Consider the following 22,912-nt stretch of genomic DNA (forward strand, 5'->3'; position numbering starts at 1 on the left):
TGGCGAATTAGGGTCGCAGCTTTCCTGAAGAGTCTTTTTTTTCGGGGGACTTACCATGATAAATTCGATTTATTTGCGCAGAGCGGGTAAGGTAATCATGGACCAAGAGCCAAGCACGGATGTGGTCTCGAAGGCTTGGCTGGCTACCGCAATGAACAATATCGAGGCTTTAGGTTATCGGCTCACTTCCCGCTTGACGCGGGCGTTGAGCCAACTATCCAAGAGAGACTTTGAAGAGTTCTACAAATGGATCCTTGCCGATCTGAAGACGATGGTCGGGGCTCATGTTCCGTATCGGCCCATGTACCCGGGGTTTCCCGATCAAGTGATGCAGGAATCCGATGCGGACCTCTATCTGAACGCCATTTATCATTACTACACCCTGCTTCTTCCTATTAATGAAGGCGAGAGCAGAACAATGCCTTTGAATGGGGAAGCACAACGTTTCAAAATCATCGATCTGGGATCGAGGGCGGAGTTTAACGTATTAATCCGCCAGTTGATGGAAGCCAAAGGGTCAATCTCCGAAGCCGATAAAGAAGACATAGATCATGCGATTAGATATGCGGAAATCGAAGAAATAACGGAGCTTCTCCCTCCAGAGATTCCATTCAAGGAAAACGCGGCATTCGTGGCAGGATTGCTATGGAAGCATGGCAAGGCGGATGCGAGTGTAATTGGGCAGTTCATGAAGACGGCGACCGACGTCCTGCGCCTGGCCGTCGCCTGGTCCGGCGGCGATACGAGCCTTGCCGAGGCGTGCCGTTTCCGCAAGTTCACGCGCCCGGAGAGAAAGCTGCTCCTCTCCCTGCTGGAACAATGCGATCCGATGACGGAGGACATGCTGCGATACAAGCCGCGCTGGATTCGCTTGGGCGAAATCCTCCATCCGTCCGAATATAAGCACCGATTTCCGCGATCTCGGGAAGCCTTCGATATTTTGCGTAACAATAAGCCTTTCGTAACGTATAACAGCAGCGTCGAGCTCGCCTTTCAATCGAATCAAATTTGGATGCTTATCGAGTTGCTGATGCTGCGCCCAGGCGAATTCGCCAGAAGGCTGGATCAGCTAACGCGTTCTACGGAACACGCAGAGTACGTCGTTCTAGCATTTGAAGAGGTTGTCCACGATGTCTCGACGCCCGTGCTGCTTCAGGTGAAATCTCATTTCGCGCATCGCAAGGAACCAATGAAGCTGCGGACTTTTTTCCCTAAAGGCAATGTGGCCAAAGCATACGCGATTCCCCATTCGCTCCCCGAGATCGCGGCAGAGATATGCGGGTCTATTGTAGAGGTTTGCGAACGGGAGCTGCTTCGACGTTTCTCCATGCTGCCTCCGCTTGGCAAGACGTTTGTCGATCCGCGGTTGAAAGAGTATCTGGTTCCGTTCTCCGAGCGTTCGGCCAGCAAGGCGCTTCGCACTATCGTTCGAGGAAGCCGGGTGCCGATGCCGGAAGGGGATACGATTCGTTTCTTCAACTGGTGGAAAGAGGGGAATGTCAATGGTCAGCCGACGGGGCGGGTCGATATTGACTTATCTGCCGTCCTATACGATCGAAACTGGCAGTATATCGAGCATATTTCGTATACGAACCTTCGCTCCTCCAAATATCTAGCCGTTCACAGCGGGGATATCGTGTCTGCGCCACATGGCGCGTGTGAATTCATTGACCTGCACATCCCGTCAATCGTCGAATACGGCGGACGGTACGTCGTAGCGTCTCTTCAATCGTTCACGGAGCAGCCGTATCGCGATTTGCCGGAATGCTTCGCGGGGTGGATGATGCGCAGAAAACCGGGTTCCGGCGAGGTCTTCGAGCCAACCGCGGTGGTCGATAAGATCGACTTGACGGCTGATACGCAGATTGCGATTCCCGTTATTATGGATTTAGTGAAGCGCACCGTCATTTGGACCGACCTCGCTCTTACCCGACATCCCGATTACTACAATAACGTAGAAGGGAATCGACGCGGGATGTCGCTTATGGGCCATGCGATGACCGAATTAAGAAAGCCGGATTTATTTGATCTGTTCCAGATCCACGCGAAGGCGAGAGGAGAGCTCGTCGAGACCGCGGAACAGGCGGAGACGATATTCGCTTCGGACAGAGGCGTGACCCCGTTCGATATCGAGAGGATCATGGCGGAGTATTTGGCTTAGAGGTACATGTTGCCAAGCCTTCGGTTCTAATTGGAGGAGCCTGCGTAAAGCGGGCTCTTTCTGTTTTTTCGTTATCTCGTGTATTTCTCAACTGGATCTGTTGCAGCGTTAAAGCTCCGTATATCTCTATGATGATTGACCTCGTTTTTGGTTTGCACCATAGCTCCCCACACCACGAAAACAAGCGTTAATAATCCCATAAGCGCATAAGCGAGTTTAAAATAGTCAAAATAGAAGCTTAATGCGATACCAACAACGCTAAGCAGCAATAAGAACCACGGCGTATTACTCCCATAATGCTCTTACTGATATTGAAACGTCGTTAAGTTAGTTACAGTATATAGGGTTAAACCATATTCAAAGCGAGGTGTCCGCTCCAAGATGACGAGTATAGAAGCCAAAGATGATTTAAGGGCGGAATTAAGATTAATCGAACAGTGGGAGCAAGAACAGAAGGATCTCTTTTTCTGGGAAAAACTAGGCAGGCTGCCCTTCGCCATTCTAGACCGGTTCACCCCGAAGTTCGTCCAGGACAAAATAGGAACGGCGCTTGATGAGCTCGGCAGCTACATTCAGAACGGCGGACGCTATTTGATCAGCAGGCGGGATGATGCAGCGGCGTTGGATCAGGTCGCCCAGCTTCCGCTCAGCAGAATGGATGAGATGGCCGACAGCATTATCCAATCAAGCACCAAAACAGCAGCGGTGCAAGGCGCAACGACGGGAATCGGCGGGATCTTTACGCTTGCTATCGACATTCCGCTCCTGCTCGGAATCTCGCTTAAAGCGCTGCAGGAGATCGCGCTCACCTACGGCTATGATCCGACCGACAAATCGGAGCGGATTTTTATCGTCAAATGCCTGCAATTCGCCTCTGCCGACATCGTGGGCAAAAAAGCCATTCTGGATGACCTTGCCGCTTTCCATTCGGGCGAGAAGAGCGGGCAGGTTATGTCTCAGCTGCAGGGCTGGCGCGAGGTCATGCTTTCGTACAGGGACAACTTTGGTTGGAAAAAGCTGTTCCAGATGATTCCGATCGCTGGTATGCTATTCGGCGCTTATCTCAACCGATCAACGCTCCAGGATGTTTCGGAGACGGGGAAAATGATGTACCGGAAACGCAGAATTCTCGAAAAATTGAAGAGTATCGAACAATCCTGAGCCTTACAAGGAGCAGCTTGCGCAGCTGCTCCTTTTTTATTGGCCGCGGAATAGGCGGCTTTAAGATAGGGGATTAGTAAAAAGTGGTTGCGGCAAGCACGGAGATTATTTATAATACATATGAGCATGTATTCATATATTGTGTTCGATAATTGGTTCAAAGAGCAAGCGAAGCGGGAGGGACGACATGAGTAATCTTCACGATCGCGGAACGCGAAATAAACATGAGCAAGGAGATAGCTGCGGGCATTCTCATTCTCACGAAGGAGCGCACGATCATTCGCACGGACATGATCACAACCATGATCATAGCCACGAACACGGTCACCATCATCACGGTCATCTCGGACATCACCATCACGGTCCGAATAACAAAGCGGGATTGGCAATCGCTCTTATCATTACGTCCGGCATTATGCTTCTCGAGTTTGTTGGCGGGCTCGTCACGGGATCGCTGGCGCTGCTTTCGGATTCCGGTCATATGCTGAGCGATGCGGGCGCGCTTGCGCTCAGCCTTGCGGCGATGTGGTTCGCGGCGAAGCCGGCTTCGCCCAATAAGACGTACGGGTACTATCGTTTTGAAATATTGGCGGCGCTGCTCAACGGCGTCACATTGTTCGTCATAGCGGGCTTCATCATCGCCGAGGCGATCGAGCGGCTTCAGAATCCGCCCGAGGTGGCGAGCGGCTCGATGATGTTGATCGCCGCGATTGGTCTGCTGGCGAATTTGATCAGCGCTTGGGTGCTGATGCGCAAAGGAGACGTGCACGGTAATTTGAATGTGCGCAGCGCTTATTTGCATATTTTGGGGGATGCGCTCGGTTCGGTCGGGGCGATAGTCGCTGGATTGGTCATGATGGCGTTCAATTGGTACATTGCCGATCCGATCATCAGCGTCATCGTCGCCTTGCTCATTCTGAAGAGCGCTTGGGGCGTCATCCAGGCGACGGTTCACATTCTGATGGAGGGTACTCCCGTCACGATCGACGCCGCGCAAGTACGCAAGTCGCTCCTCGATATCGAAGGGGTCAAGGATGTGCACGATCTTCATATTTGGACGATTACGTCGGGGCTTGATTCCTTGTCCTGCCACTTGCTCATCGAGGATGGCGCAAGCAGCCAGAGAGTGCTTCAAGAGGCGGTCAAGCGGATCGAAGAAACGTTTAAAATCCAGCATACGACCATCCAGGTGGAGAAGTCGCAGCTGCAGCATTCGGAGATGAAGGTATAGTTGTTGTTATAAAAAAACGGCGTTCGAATGGGCTTTGAACCATCCGAACGCCGTTTTTTGTTATCTCGTCGCCGCGATCGACTTGGATTTATAGACGACGGATGCGATCAGGTAGCAGACGATGCCCCAGATGCTCATGATGCCGATCCCCATCCAGAAGGTGCTGGACAGGATGCCGTTCGCGTAGATTAAGCCGTCCCGCATGCCATCGACGAAATAGGTGAGCGGCAGCAGCTTCGGTACGATCTGGAGCCAATCGGGCAGCGTGTTGACGGGGAAAAACACGCCGCTCAGGAACATCATCAGCATGCTCGCGATATTCGCCATGCCCATGTAGGCTTCCATCGTCTTGCTGAAGGAGGAGAAGAGATATCCCATTGCGCTGAACACAAGCGCACCGACAATGAACGCGATCAGCAGGCTGAACACGTTAATATGCAGCGTTGCGCCGAACGCGAACACGCCGACCAACGCGAGGCACACGATCTGGATGATGCCGAGCATCAGCCTGACGAACATGCCGGCGAGGCCGAATAAGCCCATCTTGGCCGGCGTCATGCGCATCCGCTTCAGAAGGCCGCGCTTACGCATATCGACGATCTCGACCATGCCGAACAGTCCGCCTTGCGCCACGGACAAGCCAATCATGCCCGTCAGCAGGAAGTCCTGGTATTTCACGTCATCCGCGGCGGAAGTAATGGATTCCATGCTGACGGAGTAGGTCGCGGTCGCGCCCACGGCTGAGAGATTAGCCTGCTGAACCAGCGTATTCAGGATGCTGGATACCGCTTGCGTTGTCGCGCCGGCTTCATTGGCCCGGTTGACGTACAGGCCGACATCGGATACGCCTTCTTGACCGGGCAGGACGATTAGCGCGTCGACGTCCTCGTTCTCGACCCATTCTTTACCCTGCTCGATCGAGACGGGCTGTTCGTCCTTTACTTCAAGCACGGGAATGGATTTCAGCTGCTCAAGCAGCATGGCCGAGGAAGCGTTCGGGGAAGGGTCCGCCACGGCAATCGTCGCCTTGAAGTTCCCCGAGCCGCCTCCTCCGAAGATGATCATGAACAGAATCATTAGAATGACGGGGAAGAACACGCTCCAGAACCAGGTCTGCTTGTCTCGGAACATCATCTTCACCTGAGCTGCGAACATGCTTGCGAATTGTTTGGCGGCCACCCCTAATCCCTCCATTCCTTGCCCGTGAACGCGATAAAGACATCCTCCAGGCTCATTTCCCGAATTGAAATTTGTTCGACGCGGTAGCCTTTATCCTTCGTAAAACCGAACAAGTCGTACAGCGTCTCTTCCGGCTTCGTCGTCCATAGCTTGAGCGAAGCGCCTTCGAGCTCGGTGCGGACGACGGCAGCGTTCTGTCTTGCCGCTTGCTCCGTCTCCGCCGCGGCTGTCGCGCCGTCAAGGAATGACAGCCGGACCTCGCGTTCCTTCGTCAGTCTATCGATCAGCGCGGCGGGCGTGTCCAGGGTGACGATTTTGCCTTGATCCACGATGCAGACCCGGTCGCTCAGCTTCTCCGCTTCTTCCATGTAATGAGTGGTAAGGATCGTTGTTTTGCCGATTTGCTTCAGCTTCAGCACAATGTCCCATATGTTGCGGCGCGCTTGAGGATCGAGACCGGTCGTCGGTTCGTCAAGGAAAATGATTTTCGGATCGTTGATCATCGCGAGCCCGATCGCAAGCCGCTGCTTCTGGCCTCCGGACAGCTTCTTCACATGCTTGTTCCGCTGGTCGGTTAAGCTGATCATGTCCATGACCTCCGCGGCCGGGCGGGCATGAGGATAGAAGGTCGCGAACAGCTCCAAATTTTCTTGCACGGTGAGCAGATCGAACAGCGCGCTGGATTGAGGCTGCACGCCGATTTCCCTTTTGATGCGGTCCTCGTCCTTGACCCAGGTTAAGCTTCCGAACCGAATGTCGCCGGAGTCGGGGGGCAGCAGGCCTTCGATCATTTCTAAGGTGGTTGTCTTGCCGGCTCCGTTCGGGCCGATAATGGTGAATATTTCGCCAGGCTCGACGGAGAAGCTGATCTCCTCCACGGCTCTCACGTCGCCAAACGACTTGCGCAGCCGGTTCACCTCGAGTACGGGCATCGCTGGATCACTCCTTTTTAATAAACATCCTCATTAGTCCTGTCTAAGTCACATTGTACTCTTAAAAAAGGCTGCCGATTACCGTCCCGAGAATGCTGTCTTCTCCGTCTGGAGACCGAGTTCAAGAGGGTTCGGGCGCATCGTATCGAATTTATGTAGAAGATGGATTGGATAGAACGAAGGAGAGTGAAGCGAGGATGAAGACGATAAAATGGGGGATCATCGGGTGCGGCAACGTCACCGAGGTGAAGAGCGGCCCCGGGTTTCAGAAGGCGGAAGGCAGCTCTCTCGTCGCGGTCATGAGGAGGAACGGCGAGCTGGCGGCCGACTATGCGGCGAGACATGGCGTACCGAAATGGTATGACGACGCGGACCAGCTGATCGCGGATCCCGAGGTGGACGCGGTGTACGTGGCGACGCCGCCGTCATCTCATAAAGAATTCGCGATCAAATGCGCGGAGGCCGGGAAGCCGGTGTACGTCGAGAAGCCGATGGCGCTAAGCGGCGAAGAGTGCGAAGAGATGATCGCGGCTTGCAAGGAGCGAGGCGTGCCGTTATTCATTGCCTACTATCGAAGGGCGCTGCCTTACTTCCTGCGGATCAGAGAGCTGATAGAGAGCGGCGCCGTCGGCGAAGTCCGGTTTTTGTCCATGACGCAATACCAGCCCGCGCGGGTGGAGGCCGGCGCGGCAGAGCTGCCGTGGCGCTTGGATCCCGCTGTAGTCGGAGGCGGACTGTTCGTCGATTTGGCCAGCCATACGCTGGACATTATGGACTTCCTACTCGGGCCGATTCGGTCGGTACAAGGCGCGGCCGGCAATCAGGCGGGCTTGTACGCGGTCGAGGACATCGTGACGGGAAGCTTTGTCTTTGAGAGCGGCGCGCAGGCGACGGGAACCTGGTGCTTCAGCGCATACGATTATTGCGACAGGAATGAAATTGTCGGGAGCAAAGGGAAGATCGTGTTCTCGACCTTTGGCAACGACCGCATCGAGGTGGTGACGGCGGCAGGCACAGAGGTCATTGAGATGGAGAAGCCGCTGCACATCCAGCAGCCGCTCATCCAGCTGATCGTCGACGAGCTGCGCGGCGGCGCGCCGAGCCCCAGCAAGGGCGAAAGCGCGATGCGGACGAGCCGGGTCATGGACGAGCTGCTGCGCGGGTATAAGGCGGGGCGGCCATAGATTTAGATTTGAAGTTCGAAGTTCCGGTAAGGAACGGCACGGATTAAAAAGCTGCTGCGAAGGCGATTGCGCCTCGCGGCGGCTTTTTTTTCTGGTCGGTGCTTCGCTCCGGTTAGCTGCTCCAGCCCGGATAGGCGTTTCTGGCACGCTTATTCGCTTCAGAATGCGCCTCCGGGGAGCAATAGGCGTTTCTGACACGCTTAATTGCTCCAGACTGCGCCTCCGAGGAGCAAAAGGCGTTCCTGGCACGCTTATTCGCTTCAGAATGCGCCTCCGGGGAGCAATAGGCGTTTCTGACACGCTTAATTGCTCCAGACTACGACTCCGAGGAGCAATAGGCGTTCCTGGCACGCTTAATTGCTCCAGTCTGCGAATTCGAGGAGCAATAGGCATTTCTGACACGCTTAATTGCTCCAGACTGCGCCTCCGAGGAGCAATAGGCGTTTCTGACACGCTTATTCGCTTCAGAATGCGCCTCCGGGGAGCAATAGGCGTTCCTGGCACGCTTAATTGCTCCAGTCTGCGAATTCGAGGAGCAATAGGCGTTTCTGACACGCTTAATTGCTCCAGACTGCGCCTCCGAGGAGCAATAGGCGTTTCTGACACGCTTAATTGCTCCAGTCTGCGAATTCGAGGAGCAATAGGCATTCCTGGCACGCTTAATCGCTCCAGACTGCGACCCCGGGGAGCAATAGACGTTTCTGGCACGCTTATTCGCTCCAAACTGCGACCCCGAGGAGCAATAGACGTTCCTGGCACGCTTAATCGCCTTAATGGCGGGTGATGAGGAGCGAGTTCCCTTTCAAATGTTCAACTAATTTCAACAAAACAAGTATTGTTAAATTAATTGTTTACAAAAATCACTTCAACAAATATAATCAAAATTAAATGTAAGCGTAAACATTAAAAAATGTTGAAACGCACACAAGATCGCTTGCAAATGAAATGAAGTGGGGGATGTAGGATGCGCAAGTTGCGGAAAAGAAAAGCGGTAGCGGCGTTGACGCTCGCGGCGGTGATGGCTCTGTCGGCATGCTCGGGCAATGGCGGCAACGGAGGCAGCAATGGAGACGGCAGCGGCAACGCGGATAACGCGGGCAACAAAGGTGCGAGCGCCACAGACGCGGCAAACGGAAACAACGCCGGCAGCACGAAGGAGCCGCTCGCGATCAGCATGGCGCTGATGGCCGGACCGAAGACGCCGGACTCGTGGGCGGAGAAAACGCTCGAGAGCGAGCTGAGCGCCAAGCTGCAGCGGGAGGTCGACGTGAAGCCGGTGTTCCTGCCGGACTGGTCGGAGCTGAACACGAAGATCAATCTGCTCATGAGCGCCAAGGATACGCGGCCGAACATTCTGTGGACGGGCGACACGAAGGAATTCTCGAAGTGGGTGGACGCGGGCATCGTGCAGGACGTAACGCCGGCGCTCCAGCAGCATGGCCAGGAAATCATCAATTACTATACGAAGGAAACGTTGTTCTACCATTGGGATTCGAGCGGCAAAATGTACCGGATTCCCGGCGACGTGCCGGAAGCCAGCTACATGACGACGATTCTCCGCAAGGACTGGCTGGATAAGCTCGGCTTGCAGGAGCCGAAGACGCTGGACGAATACGTCGCCGTCCTCCGCGCGTTCACGAACGAAGATCCGGACGGCAACGGCAAGAAGGACACATACGGTCTGTCCGGCGACAACTATTACCGGTCGTTGACGCCGTTCTTCTACGCCTATGGCATCGACGTCGAAAACTTCATTAAGCAAGAGGACGGCACCGTCAAGTTCGGCTCGGTCATGCCGGAGGTGAAAACCGTGCTGGAGCTGCTGCAGACGCTGTACAAGGAAGGCGTCATCGATCCGCGCATGTCGACCGCCGCGAACAGCGACGACGAGAAGGTGAACGACGTGTTCGCATCGGGCAAAGTCGGCTCCTTCTATCGCTTTGTCGACTACTTCAACCCGGGTAATACCGCAGCGGTTTCGTTCAAAAAGCTGAATCCCGATGGCGAATACATCTCCATCGATCCCGTCGCGGGACCAAGCGGCTTCGCCTCCGATCAACCGGATCCGGGCATCGGCTGGTGCTACCTCGTCATCACCGACACGACGGACGTGAACGGCGCCGTCCAGGTGCTGAACACGATGGCGACGCCGGAGACGTTCAAGCTGTTCACGTTCGGCAAGGAAGGCGAGCACTACGAGATGAAGGACGGCGTCTTCACGCCGACGATCACGCCGGACGAAGGCAACAAGCTCGGCCTCGGCAATTTCGGCTGGTACGTCCAGCGTAAGGACGCGGCGAATATCAAAAATACGGAGGAAGTTACAGCGATGTTCGAGAGCAAGATCGAGACGTCGAAGCCGATGCGCGACAAGATCGTCGTGTTCAAGGCGCTGAACCGTCCGGAGTGGGACAAATATTCCGCCGACATTAAGAAGGTGCGCGACGAGCTGTTCTGGTCGATCATTACGGGCAAGAAGCCGGTCAGCGCGTTCGACGATTTCGTGAAGCAGTACGAGAAGCTGGGAGGCAAGCAAATCGACGAGGAAGCGGCCGGCCTGTTCGAGAAGCAGCAGCAGGAATACGTGCAATACGAGGCTTGGTACGAAGAAAATATCGAGCCGTTCAAATAAGCCGGGCTGCCGGAAAGGGTGAGCGGAGTGGAAACGATCCAAGCGGAAGCATCAACGAATAAGAGCGTAACGGCAGCCGCCTCCGGCAGACCGCTGTGGAAGGATCTTGTCCGGGATAAGTATCTGTATCTGCTGCTTATCCCCGGCATGCTCTTAATCCTTCTGTTCCGGTACGCGCCGATGTACGGCATCGTCATCGCTTTTCAGGATTACAACATTTTCAAGGGAGTGGGAGGCAGCGAATGGGTGGGCGTGGGCCAGTTCACCCGTCTCTTCGGGTCGCCGGATTTCTACGAAATATTGCGAAACACGGTGCTCATCAGCGTCTACAAGCTGGCCGCGTCGTTCACGATTCCGATCGTGCTGTCGCTGCTGCTGAACGAGCTGAAAAACCTGGTGTTCAAACGGTTTACGCAGTCCGTCATTTATTTGCCCCATTTTATATCATGGGTCATCTTCTCCGGCATTCTGATCTCGTTCCTGAACCCGGTGGATGGGCTAATCAACACGATCATTACGCGGTTCGGCGGCGCGCCGATCGATTTCCTGGGCAGCAGCGACTACTTCCGGTCCATTCTCGTCGTCAGCGACGTGTACAAGGAGGTCGGATGGGGGACGATCATTTATCTCGCGGCGATTGCGGGGGTGAACGCGGACTTATACGAAGCGGCGCGTATCGACGGCGCCCACAAAGGGCAGCAAATGTGGCATGTGACGCTGCCGGCAATCCGCCCGGTTATTCTTATTCTCGTCATTCTCAGCTTGGCGAACATCCTGGAAGCCGGGTTCCAGCAGGTGTTCCTGCTCTATAGCCCGCTCGTCTACGACGTCGGCGACATTCTGGATACGTACGTGTACCGCGTCGGCATTCAGGAGGCGAATTACAGCTACGCGACGGCGGTCGGCCTGTTCAAGTCGCTTGTGGCGATGGTGCTGATCGTGACGGTCAACAAGCTGGTGAAGCTGAGCGGACAGGACGGACTATGGTGAAGGGGGCATTCGCATGAGACTGACAACCGGGGAAAAAGTATTCAGCGTCCTCAACTATCTCTTTTTTATCGTCGTGATGCTGCTTATGATCTACCCGTTCTGGTATATGATCATGGGTTCGTTCAGCGATTCGGCATACGTCGCGGACGGAGGCTTCTTCCTGACGCCGGCGGGCTTCTCGCTCGCGGCCTACAAGGCGGTGCTGCAGAACGTGTCCATCCTGTCCGGCTTCAAGGTGACGGTCATCTCGACGGTCGGGGGCACGGTCATTGGCACGTTCCTGACGGCGACTACGGCTTATGCCATTTCCAAGAAAAGACTGCGGGGACGGATGATATTCTCCTTCCTTATCCTGTTCACGATGCTGTTCAGCGGCGGACTCATCCCTTCTTACCTGCTGGTGAAGGAGCTGAACATGATCGACACGTATTGGGCGCTTATCTTACCGTCTGCGATCGGAGCATGGAACATCTTCGTCATGCAAAGCTTCTTCCGCGGCATTCCGGAGGAGCTGGAGGAGGCGGCGAAGATCGACGGGGCGAACGACCTGACGGTCTTCTTCCGCATCGTGCTGCCGCTGTCGAAGGCGGTGCTCGCGACGATCGGCCTGTTCATCGCCGTGTGGTACTGGAATGATTTCTTCTCTTCGGTGCTGTACGTGACGGAGAAGGACATGTGGCAGCTGCAGATGGTGCTGAAGGATCTGATTAGCAACACGTCGAACGCGATCGCGCAGGCGGGCATCTCGATCAGCTACCAGGGCGACGTCAACGAATTTACGATCAAGATGGCATCGATTATCGTGTCGAGCATTCCGATTTTGGCGGTGTATCCGTTTCTGCAGAAGCATTTTGTGAAGGGCGCGTTAATCGGGTCGGTGAAAGGTTAATTGAATCAACAAGGAGGACAACGAGGTGTTCAAAAAAACGATGACCCTGCTGGCGCTCATGGCGCTCATGCTCCAGACCCTGGCAGGGGCTTCCGCCTATGCGGCAGAGGAAGAAGCCGGCGGCGATTGGACGTCGGTTCTGGACGGTTATATTACGGTGGATCCCGTAAGCAAAGACAAGCTGCTCGAAGGCGGAGAGGAGTACCGCTTCGCATCGCTCAACTATCCGGGCGGCGTGGGGGATACGGCGTTCGCGCAGGAAGACGCGATCCGCACGATCGCGGCGATGGGCGGCAAGGTAACGCGGGTGTACGTGCTGTCGGTGAAGAAGTACGACAATTCGAACGCCGCCACGGCACACGTGCAGGGACCGGACGCGAACGGCGTCATGCAATTCAACGAGGACAGCTTCCGCAAGCTGGACCAATTCCTGGCCCTGGCGAACAAGTACGGCGTTCGCGTCATTCTGCCGTTCGTCGACCAGTGGCAGTGGACGGGCGGCATCGAGAGCTACGCCGTGTTCCGCGGCTATCCGATCAGCGGCGACGCGGCCAATGATCCGGATGCTTGGAACTTTTATACGGACGAGCGGATCAAGTCCGATTTCAAGCAAGTGATCGCATACACAATGAACCGGGTGAATACGATAACGGGCGTAACCTACAAGGACGATCCCGCCATTCTCGCCTGGGAGACGGGAAATGAGCTGGGCGGCTACAACCAAGACAAGTTTCCGCAGGCGTGGACGACGGAGATGGCGGCGTTCATGCAGGAGCAGGAGCCGAAGCAGCTGGTGCTTGACGGGCGGTTCGGCATTCATCCGGACTCTTTGACCGACCCTAATATCGACGTTGTGGGCAACCACTTCTATACGGGTAACTTCATCGATAAGGTGAATGCGGACCGGGCGATGTCGGCGGGCAAGAAGCCTTATATTCTCGGCGAATTCGGCTTATATACGAAAGCGGCTCCCGTAGACGCCTTGTTTAACGCGGCCTTGCAGAACGGAACTAGCGGAGCTCTGATCTGGAGCCTGCGTCCGCATAAGGACGACGGCGGCTTCTACTGGCATGACGAGGATCCGGGCAACTGGTCGTCCTACCATTGGCCGGGCTTCTCTTCGGGAGACTGGTACGACGAGACGAACATCATCCGCACGGTGTACAAGTACGCGCATTTCATGGATGCGAATGATCCGGGCAAAACAACGCCGGTGCCGCCGATTAAGGCTCCGGAGACGACGCCGGTGCTGTTCCCGATCGACTCGGTCGGCAACATCAAGTGGCGCGGCTCCGTCGGCGCGGCAGGCTACGAGGTGCAGCGCTCGGAGAACGGCGCCGACTGGACGACCGTCGCGGCAAGCTTCTCGGACGGCGGCCGGGCGGGAACGCCGGCTTTCCATGACGAGACGGCGATCACCGGCACGACGTACCAATACCGGGTAAGAGGCGTCAACGAAAGCGGCCAATCCGAATGGTCCAATGTCGTGGAGACGACGGCGAAGCACGTCATCACGGACGAGCTCAGCTTGCTGTACAACGATAACGAGAAACGCAAGGTATACGCGTATGATCATTCCGCCAATCTCACGACGCAGGCGGATGTATGGAATGAAGTGGGTCAAGGCTTCAAAGCACTGGTCGCTGGCCCTGAATTCGGCTACTTGACCTACGGGTCGCCGGTGCCGATCGAGTCGTTGACCGTGACGACGCTCGGAACGGGCGTTTCGCAGTTCATGGCCTCCGCGAGCAACGGCGGATTCGTAACCGTCGAGGAGTCCGCCATCGCCGTAACCGGCGAAGCGGGAAGCAAGACGTATACGCTGACCGGGCTGCCGGAAGGCACGAGGTTCGTGAAGCTGCTTATTCCGGGCAATTCTTCGCTGCGGATCGACCGCGTCGATCTAGAGTATATCTATGAGGGCGAAGGGCATATGCCGCTGCCTGTGATCGAGCGGAATGGCTTTGTCGTCGACGAGGAATTCACCGCATTGCCGGACGGCTTGAGCGAGAATCTGACGGTTACGGAAGACGGCCTGATTTCCGGGAACGGCGAGGAAGGCTATGTGCTGTACCGCACGGGCGGCGATATCAACTCCTACCGCGTGGTTGGCCGTGAAGAGGCGAGCGCGGAGCTGCTGCGATTCGCCGTTTCGCTGGACGGCGTTCACTTCACGGATACGGTTCCGGCGGTTCAACGCGATGTCGGCGGCGAAGGAAGCGGGACAACGATCTATTCCGACTTCGCGGTGGACGCGGGAACGCGATATTTGAAGGTGATTTTCCCTGCTGATGGTGAAAGCGCCGGAGCGGCTGTCTCCCGAGTGGAGCTCGGCTACGGCGTCAACATGATTCCGCTGACCGACAAGCCTCCGGTTAACGTGCTGGAGGATGCGGAGTATTATTTTGGCAAGGATGAGTCGCTGAAGGCTGCTTTTACAGTCAACGCCGTCGGCGACACGATCGAGCCGTCGATTACGACAGAGCATAAGAGCAACGGCAGCTACGGCATGCAGCTTGACTACGAATTCGGCGCTAACTACTATGCAGGCGTCACGAAAACGCTGGCGGGAACGGACTTGTCTTCGTTCGACGCGCTCCAGGCGTGGGTGAAGGGCGATGGCTCGGGCAACAAGCTGACGTTCCAATTCCGCTTGGCCGACAACTCGGTCTGGGAAGCGGTTAAGACGCTGAACGGCACGGAAGGACAGACGATTCAGGTCAAATACGACGAGTTCGCGCAGCCCGAATGGGATACGCCGGTCGAAGCGATGGACATGAGCGACGTCCGCGAGTTCTCGTTGTACGTGAGCTCGGATGCGGCAGCCACCGCGAATGCGGGAACCGTTTATTTGGACAATATCCGCGTCGCGAGCTCCACGAAGCTGGATAATTACGAGAGCTACGGCGGCTACGATACCCTCGTGCAGAAGGCATACAGCCGCAACACGGGCGGCGGACAGTTCGACGTCTCGCTGACGAGCGAGCATAAGTCGGAGGGCGCTTATGGATTGAAGCTGGACTATGACGTTGCCGCAGCGGGTTACGCGGGCGCGACGCTAAGTCCGAACTATCTCGGCCTGAATGGCTACGACGGCTTCTCCATGTGGTTCAAGCCGGACGATTCCCGCAACAAGCTCGTCATTCAGTTTACGACGGAGGACGGGAAGTATTGGGAGACGTCGACGACGATCAAAGGAACGGACGCCCGCCTCGTGTACGTGCCGTTCTCGAAGTTCAGGCATCCGGGCTGGTACGGCGGCGATCCGAACGCGACGCCGGACGTCAGCAAGAAGATTATCGCGTTCTCGACGTACATTAACAAAGATGAGGGCGTAACCCGCGAAACGTCGGGCACCGTCTATATCGACGACATTAACGGCGCGGACTTCGAGGCGCGGCTTGCGTCATCCGAGGTTTCGATCGAGGCGCAGGACGGAGCTTCCGTAACGGCATTCCCTTATACGGTTGCAGGCATGGGGCCTGCCAATGAATATGTGGCTATCGCGGTCGGCCAGCAGAAGTTCTATGCGCTCGCGGATAGCGAAGGAAACTGGACATACGATATTCCGCGCATGGTGAACGGCGAGGAACGCGTCATTAAGGCGGCGGTCGAGCTGTATGACGAGACGGCGGTCGTATCGGATACGGTTACCGTCAACGTAGACGTGCCGGGCAATACGTATCAGGAGGAGACACCGGGCGGAGGTGAAGAGGAGCCTCCGGTTGATACGACCAATTATGCCGTCAACGGCGGCTTTGAGGTAGTCGCGCAGGAAGGCGTATGGCCTCTGCTGCCGCAAGGCTGGAGCCATGTCGACGCGGCAGGCGAAGCGGTCACGGACGGCAAAGTGAAGCTGGAAGGCAACGCTCGGACAGGCAACTACAAGCTGGTGCATTATAACGGAGGGCCTTACGAAGCCATTACCTCCCAGACGGTAACGGGTCTGAGCGAGGGAATCTATGAAGTAACGGCATGGACGCAATCCAAGACTGGCAATCCGCAGCTTGCGGAAATGTCGGTTCGCTCGGACGACGACGATGCGGTCGTAGAGGCGATTGAACCGGGCGAAGGCACTTGGGTTCAGCAGAAGCTTACGAATATCGCCGTGACGAATGGAACGCTTACAATAGCATTCCGTTCGAAGAACGTAGCAGGCGATTTCTGGATTGGCGTGGACGACGTGGAGCTTCGCCGGATCGGCGACATCAACTACGCGGCGAACGGCAGCTTCGAGAGCTTTACGGCCGATGTGAGCACCGGAGCGCTGCTGGCGGACCAGTGGGAGAGCGTCGATGCGTCCGGCGAACCGGTGACGGACGGTACGGCGAAGGTGGAAGCCTCGGCTTCGAGCCATAGCGGCGACTATCAGCTGGCGCACTGGAACGAAGCGGCATACGTGGTGACCACATCGCAGGAAGTAACCGGTCTGAAGGACGGCGTGTATGAGCTTAGGGCGTGGACGCGTTCCAAGGGCGGCCAGACCAAAGCCGAGCTGACGGCTTCCGGTTACGGCGGCGCCAAGCTTGTCGAAGCGATCGAAGCGGGCGAATCGACTTGGGTGCAGCAGAAGATTAGCGGCATCGAAGTAACCGAGGGCAAGCTGACTATCGGTATTCATTCCGATTCTCCAGCAGGCATGTGGATCGTAGTCGACGACGTCGAGCTCGTGCGTACCGGCGATTTGCCGGATGACGGCGGCGGCAATGGCGATGGAGATAACGGCAATGGCAACGGCGGTAACACCGGGGGCGGCGGCGTGATTATGCCGGGAGCTTCAGATGAGCCGAAGCCTTACACCAAGGCGCAGATACAGGCTTCCATGAAGGACGGCGAAATGGCGCTGACGGCGAATGAAGCCGGCGTGCGCATTCCGGCGGATATTGCGAGTTGGATCGGCGAGAACGAGCTGCGCGTGCAAGCTGGAGGCGCCGAGCTTGTGATTCCGGCCGGAGTGCTGGAGCAGCTGGCGGGACTTGTTTCCGAGGGCGAGCTTGCGGACGCATCGATCGAAATCGCGATGACGAAGCTGGAGACGGATGCCTACGGTCAGCTGCTGGACGAAGCGGCCGAGAAGCGCGGCGCCGTCATCAAGTCGGCAGGCCATGTCTACGAGTTCAGTCTGCGCGTCATAGACGCTGCGGGAGAAGCCGCGGAGCTCTCCGAGCTGGCATCGCCTGTAATGGTTAAGCTTCTTAAGGACGCCAAGGGAGCAGACGGGTTTACGGGCATCTATTACATTAGCGATAATGGCGATATCGAATACGCGGGAAGACTGACGGAAGACGGCTATATCGTTGCGGCCGTTCAGCACTTCAGCAAATATGGCGTTTTAAGCTATAGCAAGTCCTTCCAAGACGTTGCGGATACGCACTGGGCAAGCCATGCGGTGAAGGAGCTTGCGGCGATGGGCATCGTTCAGGGCGTTACGTTCGATGAGTTCCGTCCGGGCGGCAGCGTGACGAGAGCCGAATTCGCGGCCATGCTCGTACGCGCGCTTGGTCTGCAGGCTGATGGCGAAGAAGAGCCCGCCTTCGCCGATGTCGCTGCGGATAGCTGGTATGCGGGCGCGGTTGCGGCAGCGGCGGAGTATGGCATCGTGCAAGGGCGCGGCGGGAACTTATTCGCGCCGGAGGTCACCATTACCCGCGAAGAAATGGCGGTCATGCTCGTGCGGGCTGCGGAACTCATCGTTGGCGAGCCGCTTGTCGCGGAGGAGGACGCCATCTTCGTCGACGGCGGTGAAATTAGCGAATGGGCGAAGGACGCGGTGAACGTCGCGTACGCTCTGGAGCTGGTGCAGGGCGACGAGATGGGCCGCTTCAAGCCACAAGGCACCGCGACAAGGGCGCATAGCGCGCAAGTCATCCATAGACTGGTGCAATAAGCCAATTGTAGAGGAGGAGCTGCCGAATTCGTTACGGCGGCTCCTTCTTTTATATAGGTGACATCGAAAAAGCGTACATAAATTTTATTTACAGTTGAAATTTGTTGAATTTTTTTATAAGGTATAAGAGATTAGTGTAATCGCATCGGGAACTACTTCGAGAGCTTATAAGGCTATAGCAGTTGAGCAGAGATGGGGGAAGTCGGAATGAACAAGGTTACGCTTCAGATGATCGCGGACCGGTTGAACGTGTCGAAGGCGCTCGTGTCCAAGGCGTTGTCGGGGGACAGCGCCGTGAACGAGGGCACGAAGGAAACGATCTGGAAGACGGCGGAAGAGATGGGCTACCGGTTCAAGAAGCCGAGAAAATTCGATATCGAAGTGAGCAGCGGCATGATGGCCGTCATTATGCCGAGAGCTTACCTCGACGATATGGAGTATTGGGGAAACGTCATTCAGGGGATCGAGAAGGAGCTGCTGGAGCACAATTTCAGCATGCTGCTGTCGAGCATCGATATTTCTCAGCCGCCGAAGGAAGGTCTGCTGTCCACGGTCGAGGATCATAAGGTGCACGGCGCGATCGTCATGGGCCACCTGCCGCAAAACTATATCGACGCTTTGAAGGACAAGCATTTTCCGTTTATTATGCTGGACGCGAATTCTCATGATCCGGAGCTCGATCATGTGCTTGCGAACAATTATCTCGGAGCGTACGAGGCGACGACCTATTTGCTTGAGCAGGGGCACCGCCACGTTGCGTTTGTCGGCGATCCGGATACGACCTGGAGCTTCAAGGAGCGCTACCGCGGCTTCCGCGAAGCGGTGACGGATTACGCCAAGAGCTGCGGCGATCCGGTGTGGGCGAAGCAGATAGGCGGCATCGGGGTGTCGGGTACCGGTATGTACACGCATCCCGAGCTCGATCAAGGCATCGAGGACAGCGTGAAGCAAGCGGCCCCGATAACGGGCATGTTCTGCGCCAACGACCTGACGGCCTTCGAGACGATCAAACGTCTGGGAGAGCTCGGTCTTCGCTGCCCTGACGACGTGTCGATCGTCGGCTTCGACGATACGACGCTGGCGAAGCTGCTGCGTCCGAATCTGACGACGGTCAAGGTACCGAAAGCCGCTATCGGCGCCCGGGCGGCGGAGCTTATCCTAAGGCGTATCCGCCATCCGCAAGTGACGCCGGGACTCGTGATGCTGTCCACCGAGCTGGTGGAGCGGGAGTCGGTGCGCAGACTTGAGCTTGCGAGCGAGTAAGTGTGTAGATTTCAAATAACCGAATCTTTTGAAAAGCCGAGCCGTACGACAACCGTGCGGGCTCGGCTTTTTTTGCGACAACCTAGCCCGCGTACCCGTCTCCATCGCCGCTGCAGCAGTGATTTTAACTCTAGAAATTTTGTTGAATTATATTTTTTATTAAAAATTAAAAATAGTTGAAACAAAAGTTTACGTATGTTAATATTACGGTGTAAGCGATATTATTCGATACGAGGGGGATTCACAATGAGAAAGTCCATGTTGACGCTGCTTAGCATCGTGATGCTGGCCATGACGCTGGCGGCGTGCGGCGGCAATAACAACAACGGCAGCAATACCGGGGGCGGCAACCAAGCGACGCCAGCCGCAAGCGAAGAAGCGTCGAGCGGAGGCGCGGAAGGCGAAGAGATCGGCGGCACGATCACGTTCCTGACGAACCGCACGGACATGGTCGACAAGGAGTACGTCGACTACGCTAAGCGTTTCAAAGAGAAATACCCGAACGCCGAAGTGAAATTCGAAGCGGTAACCGATCACGACAAGACGATCAAGATCCGCATGTCTTCCGGCGAATTCCCGGACGTCGTCCTCATTCCTACGATTCCGAATTCCGATTTGCCGAAATATTTTGCTCCGCTTGATGATCTCGGCCTGAACGACCGCATTTACTTCAAGGATTACAAGGCGTACGAAGGCAAGGTGTACGGCATCTCCGCCGGCGCGACGACGACGGGCATCGTGTACAACAAGAAAGCGTTCGCAGACGCGGGCATTACGGAAATTCCGCAGACGCTCGACGAGTTCTACGCAGCCGCCGAGAAGCTGAAAGGAAGCGGCGTCGTGCCGCTGGCTTCGAACTTCAAGGATCAATGGCCGCTGTATCCATGGGCTTCCGAGGTCGCTTCCTCCATCGCGGGCAACGCGAACCTGAACAACGAGCGCGGCGCTTCGGACGCTCCTTACCAGATGGACAACGCCTACGGCCAAGCGCTCACGATCATTCGCACGATGTACGAGAAGGGCTACCTGGAGCCGGACGTCAACTCGACGAACTGGGAGCAGTCGAAGAAAGACGTAGCAAGCGGCAAGTTCGCCATGTACATGCTGGGCAACTGGGTCATTCCGCAGGTCGCGTCGAGCGGCACGACATCGGATAACGTCGGATTCTTCCCGCTGCCGTACGACAACTCGGGTAAGATCAACGTCGCCCTGGCTCCAGACTGGGCATACGGCGTCAATAAGGACAGCGAGAACTTGGCAACGGCCAAAGCATTCGTGAAATGGATGGTGGAGGAATCCGGCTACGACGACTTCGCGGGCTTCATCCCTGTACTGAAGGACAAAGAACCGAACGTGCCGCAGCTGGCGGAATTCAACAGCTATAACCCGGTTTACATCGAAGCGGTGGCGGACGACGAGAAGGTAACGGCAATCGTCAACAAAGCTCAGATCGTCAAGGAAGCGCTCGTGCAGGAGTTCGTCCTGTCCAAGGATCCGCAAAGCATTCTCGACAAATACAACGCGGATTGGGCAAAGGCGAAAAAAGCGCTCGGCGAGTAAGGCCATCTAGGCCGAAGGAAGCTTGGCCGAACGAAAGGAGCGAGCAGCCGGGCTAGAGCCGGCTGCCCGGACTCCGCGGCGGCGTCCGGGAATGGAAGGAATGGAGTGGACCTATGAACAACCTGTCCTACAGCACGCAGAGAAAAATCATCTTGATCGGCTTTCTGGCGCTCCCGCTTGCGCTGCTAGCCTTGTTCACCTACTATCCGGCCGTCCGGCTGGTGGTTCAAAGCTTCACCGATTGGGACGGCATCAGCGATTCGAGCCGCTGGATCGGCTTCGACAATTATAAGGAAGTATTCGTCAATCCCGACTTGTTCGGCGTGTTTCTTAACCAAATTCCATACGTCATTATCGGCATCATCCAAAATATTATCGCGATCCTGTTCGCGGTCATCCTCAATTCGAAATTACGGGGCAGAAACGGCTTCCGCGTCATGCTCTTTCTGCCGTTTATAATGAACGCCGTCGCCGTCGCCTTCATGTTCCAGTACGTGTTCGACACGACGAACGGCTCCCTGAACGCGCTGCTCGGGTGCCTCGGGCTGGAGTCGCTGCAGCAGAGCTGGCTCGGCAACGAGTCGATTGTCAACTTCTCGCTCGCCTCTATCGGTCTGTGGCGTTTCATGGGCTACAACATGGTCATCTATCTCGGCGCCATGCAGTCTATCCCGGGCGATATGTACGAAGCGGCGAAAATCGACGGAGCGGGCCGGTTCCAGACGCTATGGCATCTGACGCTTCCGAACCTGACCAAAATTATTCAGCTGAACATGTTCCTGACGATCAGCGGGGCGCTCGCCGTTTTCGACTTGCCGTTCGTCTTGACCAAAGGCGGCCCGGCAGGAGCGAGCGAGACCTTCCTCATGAAGACGATCGAAACGGCTTTCCAATTCAACAACTTCGGGCTCGCGTCGGCCATGAGCGTCGTGCTTCTCATTATCACGGCCCTCTTGCTGGGCATTCAGAACGCGGTTATCGGCAAAGGAGGGGATAAGGCGTGACAACAACTAGAAGATGGGATCCGGTGCAAACGCTCAAATACGTCCTGCTGATCATCGGCGCGTTCGCCGTCTTTTTCCCTCCCTATGTCGTATTCGTCAACGCGTTTAAGGGACCGGACGAAGGGGCTTCGCCATTCGCGCTTCCGGCAAGCTTCCTGAACTTCGATAATTTCGCGACGGTCATGGAGCGCGCGAACATTCTTCAGGCTTTCTCCAATACATTCATTATCGTAGCGGCTTCCTTGGCCGGGAACGTGCTGCTCGGCACGATGGTCGCTTATGCGCTCGGCCGGTTCGATTTCAAAGGGAAAAACGTTATTCTCGGCGCCTTCCTGTTCGCGACGATCATCCCGACGATTACGACGCAGGTCGTGGTGTTCTCGCTCATTCAGTCGATGGGACTGTACAACTCGCTGTCAGCGCCGATCCTGCTGTTCATCGGAGCGGACGTCATCCAGATCTACATCTATCTGCAGTTCATCCGGAACATTCCGTACGAGCTCGACGAAAGCGGCATGATCGACGGCGCAAGCCTGTTCCGCATTTATCGAAGCATCATCTTCCCTCTGCTTGGGCCGGCGACCGCGACGCTCGTCATCTTGAAGACGATCAATATTTACAACGAGCTGTATATCCCGTTTCTCTACATGCCGAAGCAGGAGCTGGTCGTCGTCTCGACCTCGATCATGCGGTTTGCGGGCAACAACCAAGCGCAGTGGGGCTTCATCTGCGCGGCCATTCTCATCATCATGATTCCGACGGTGCTGCTGTACTTGTTCCTTCAGAAATATATTTTCTCCGGCGTCATGAACGGAGCCGTGAAAGGCTAGAGACGCCGG

At 56.2% G+C, this 22,912-nt stretch carries 14 protein-coding genes; 12 read left to right on the plus strand and 2 right to left on the minus strand.

What is annotated here, in order from left to right:
* Window positions 1-55: 55 nt before the first annotated feature.
* The 3 genes from NQZ67_RS12130 (at window position 56) to NQZ67_RS12140 (ending at window position 4,553) form a co-directional block, all read left to right on the plus strand.
* The gene (locus NQZ67_RS12130) at window positions 56-2,161 is read left to right on the plus strand and encodes a TerD family protein (RefSeq protein ID WP_257445774.1); all 2,106 of its coding nucleotides are present in this window, start codon (window positions 56-58) and stop codon (window positions 2,159-2,161) included.
* A gap of 381 nt (window positions 2,162-2,542) precedes the next feature.
* On the plus strand, window positions 2,543-3,322 hold the full coding sequence (locus NQZ67_RS12135; protein ID WP_257445776.1) for an EcsC family protein: 780 nt from the start codon (window positions 2,543-2,545) through the stop codon (window positions 3,320-3,322).
* A gap of 187 nt (window positions 3,323-3,509) precedes the next feature.
* Window positions 3,510-4,553 carry a cation diffusion facilitator family transporter gene (locus NQZ67_RS12140; protein WP_257445778.1) on the plus strand — a complete coding sequence of 348 codons (1,044 nt, stop codon included), beginning with the start codon at window positions 3,510-3,512 and terminating at the stop codon, window positions 4,551-4,553.
* A 60-nt stretch (window positions 4,554-4,613) separates the two neighbouring features.
* Here the strand turns inward: NQZ67_RS12140 and NQZ67_RS12145 are convergent, their stop codons facing one another.
* Window positions 4,614-5,732: an ABC transporter permease gene (locus NQZ67_RS12145; RefSeq protein ID WP_257445780.1), complete on the minus strand. Its 1,119-nt coding sequence runs from the start codon at window positions 5,730-5,732 to the stop codon at window positions 4,614-4,616.
* A 2-nt stretch (window positions 5,733-5,734) separates the two neighbouring features.
* Window positions 5,735-6,664, minus strand: coding sequence for an ABC transporter ATP-binding protein (locus NQZ67_RS12150; RefSeq protein ID WP_257445782.1), 930 nt, complete (start codon window positions 6,662-6,664; stop codon window positions 5,735-5,737).
* Between the two features lie 197 nt (window positions 6,665-6,861).
* Here NQZ67_RS12150 and NQZ67_RS12155 point away from each other — a divergent pair, with 197 nt between their 5' ends.
* From NQZ67_RS12155 to NQZ67_RS12195, 9 genes are all read left to right on the plus strand, one after another.
* Window positions 6,862-7,848 (plus strand): Gfo/Idh/MocA family protein, encoded by a 987-nt coding sequence (locus NQZ67_RS12155; RefSeq protein WP_257445783.1) that lies wholly within the window; start codon window positions 6,862-6,864, stop codon window positions 7,846-7,848.
* 964 nt (window positions 7,849-8,812) lie between these two features.
* Window positions 8,813-10,480 carry a type 2 periplasmic-binding domain-containing protein gene (locus NQZ67_RS12160; protein WP_257445785.1) on the plus strand — a complete coding sequence of 556 codons (1,668 nt, stop codon included), beginning with the start codon at window positions 8,813-8,815 and terminating at the stop codon, window positions 10,478-10,480.
* 27 nt (window positions 10,481-10,507) lie between these two features.
* Window positions 10,508-11,470, plus strand: coding sequence for an ABC transporter permease (locus NQZ67_RS12165; RefSeq protein WP_257445786.1), 963 nt, complete (start codon window positions 10,508-10,510; stop codon window positions 11,468-11,470).
* Window positions 11,471-11,483: 13 nt separating this feature from the next.
* Entirely contained in the window at window positions 11,484-12,359 is an 876-nt protein-coding gene (locus NQZ67_RS12170; protein ID WP_257445789.1) for a carbohydrate ABC transporter permease, read from the plus strand.
* Window positions 12,360-12,384: 25 nt separating this feature from the next.
* On the plus strand, window positions 12,385-18,246 hold the full coding sequence (locus NQZ67_RS30625) for an S-layer homology domain-containing protein (protein ID WP_257445791.1): 5,862 nt from the start codon (window positions 12,385-12,387) through the stop codon (window positions 18,244-18,246).
* 207 nt (window positions 18,247-18,453) lie between these two features.
* Complete coding sequence (locus tag NQZ67_RS12180) at window positions 18,454-19,509, plus strand: LacI family DNA-binding transcriptional regulator (protein ID WP_257445793.1); 1,056 nt, start codon at window positions 18,454-18,456, stop codon at window positions 19,507-19,509.
* A 246-nt stretch (window positions 19,510-19,755) separates the two neighbouring features.
* Window positions 19,756-21,069: an ABC transporter substrate-binding protein gene (locus NQZ67_RS12185; protein WP_257445794.1), complete on the plus strand. Its 1,314-nt coding sequence runs from the start codon at window positions 19,756-19,758 to the stop codon at window positions 21,067-21,069.
* 113 nt (window positions 21,070-21,182) lie between these two features.
* A complete protein-coding gene (locus NQZ67_RS12190; protein ID WP_257445796.1) occupies window positions 21,183-22,073 on the plus strand; it encodes a carbohydrate ABC transporter permease in 891 nt (296 codons plus the stop codon).
* On the plus strand, window positions 22,070-22,903 hold the full coding sequence (locus NQZ67_RS12195) for a carbohydrate ABC transporter permease (protein WP_257445797.1): 834 nt from the start codon (window positions 22,070-22,072) through the stop codon (window positions 22,901-22,903). The genes NQZ67_RS12190 and NQZ67_RS12195 overlap by 4 nt, the downstream gene beginning before the upstream one ends.
* Window positions 22,904-22,912: the final 9 nt, after the last annotated feature.

Source organism: Paenibacillus soyae (genome assembly GCF_024623455.1).
Classification (GTDB): Bacteria; Bacillota; Bacilli; order Paenibacillales; family Paenibacillaceae; genus Pristimantibacillus; species Pristimantibacillus soyae.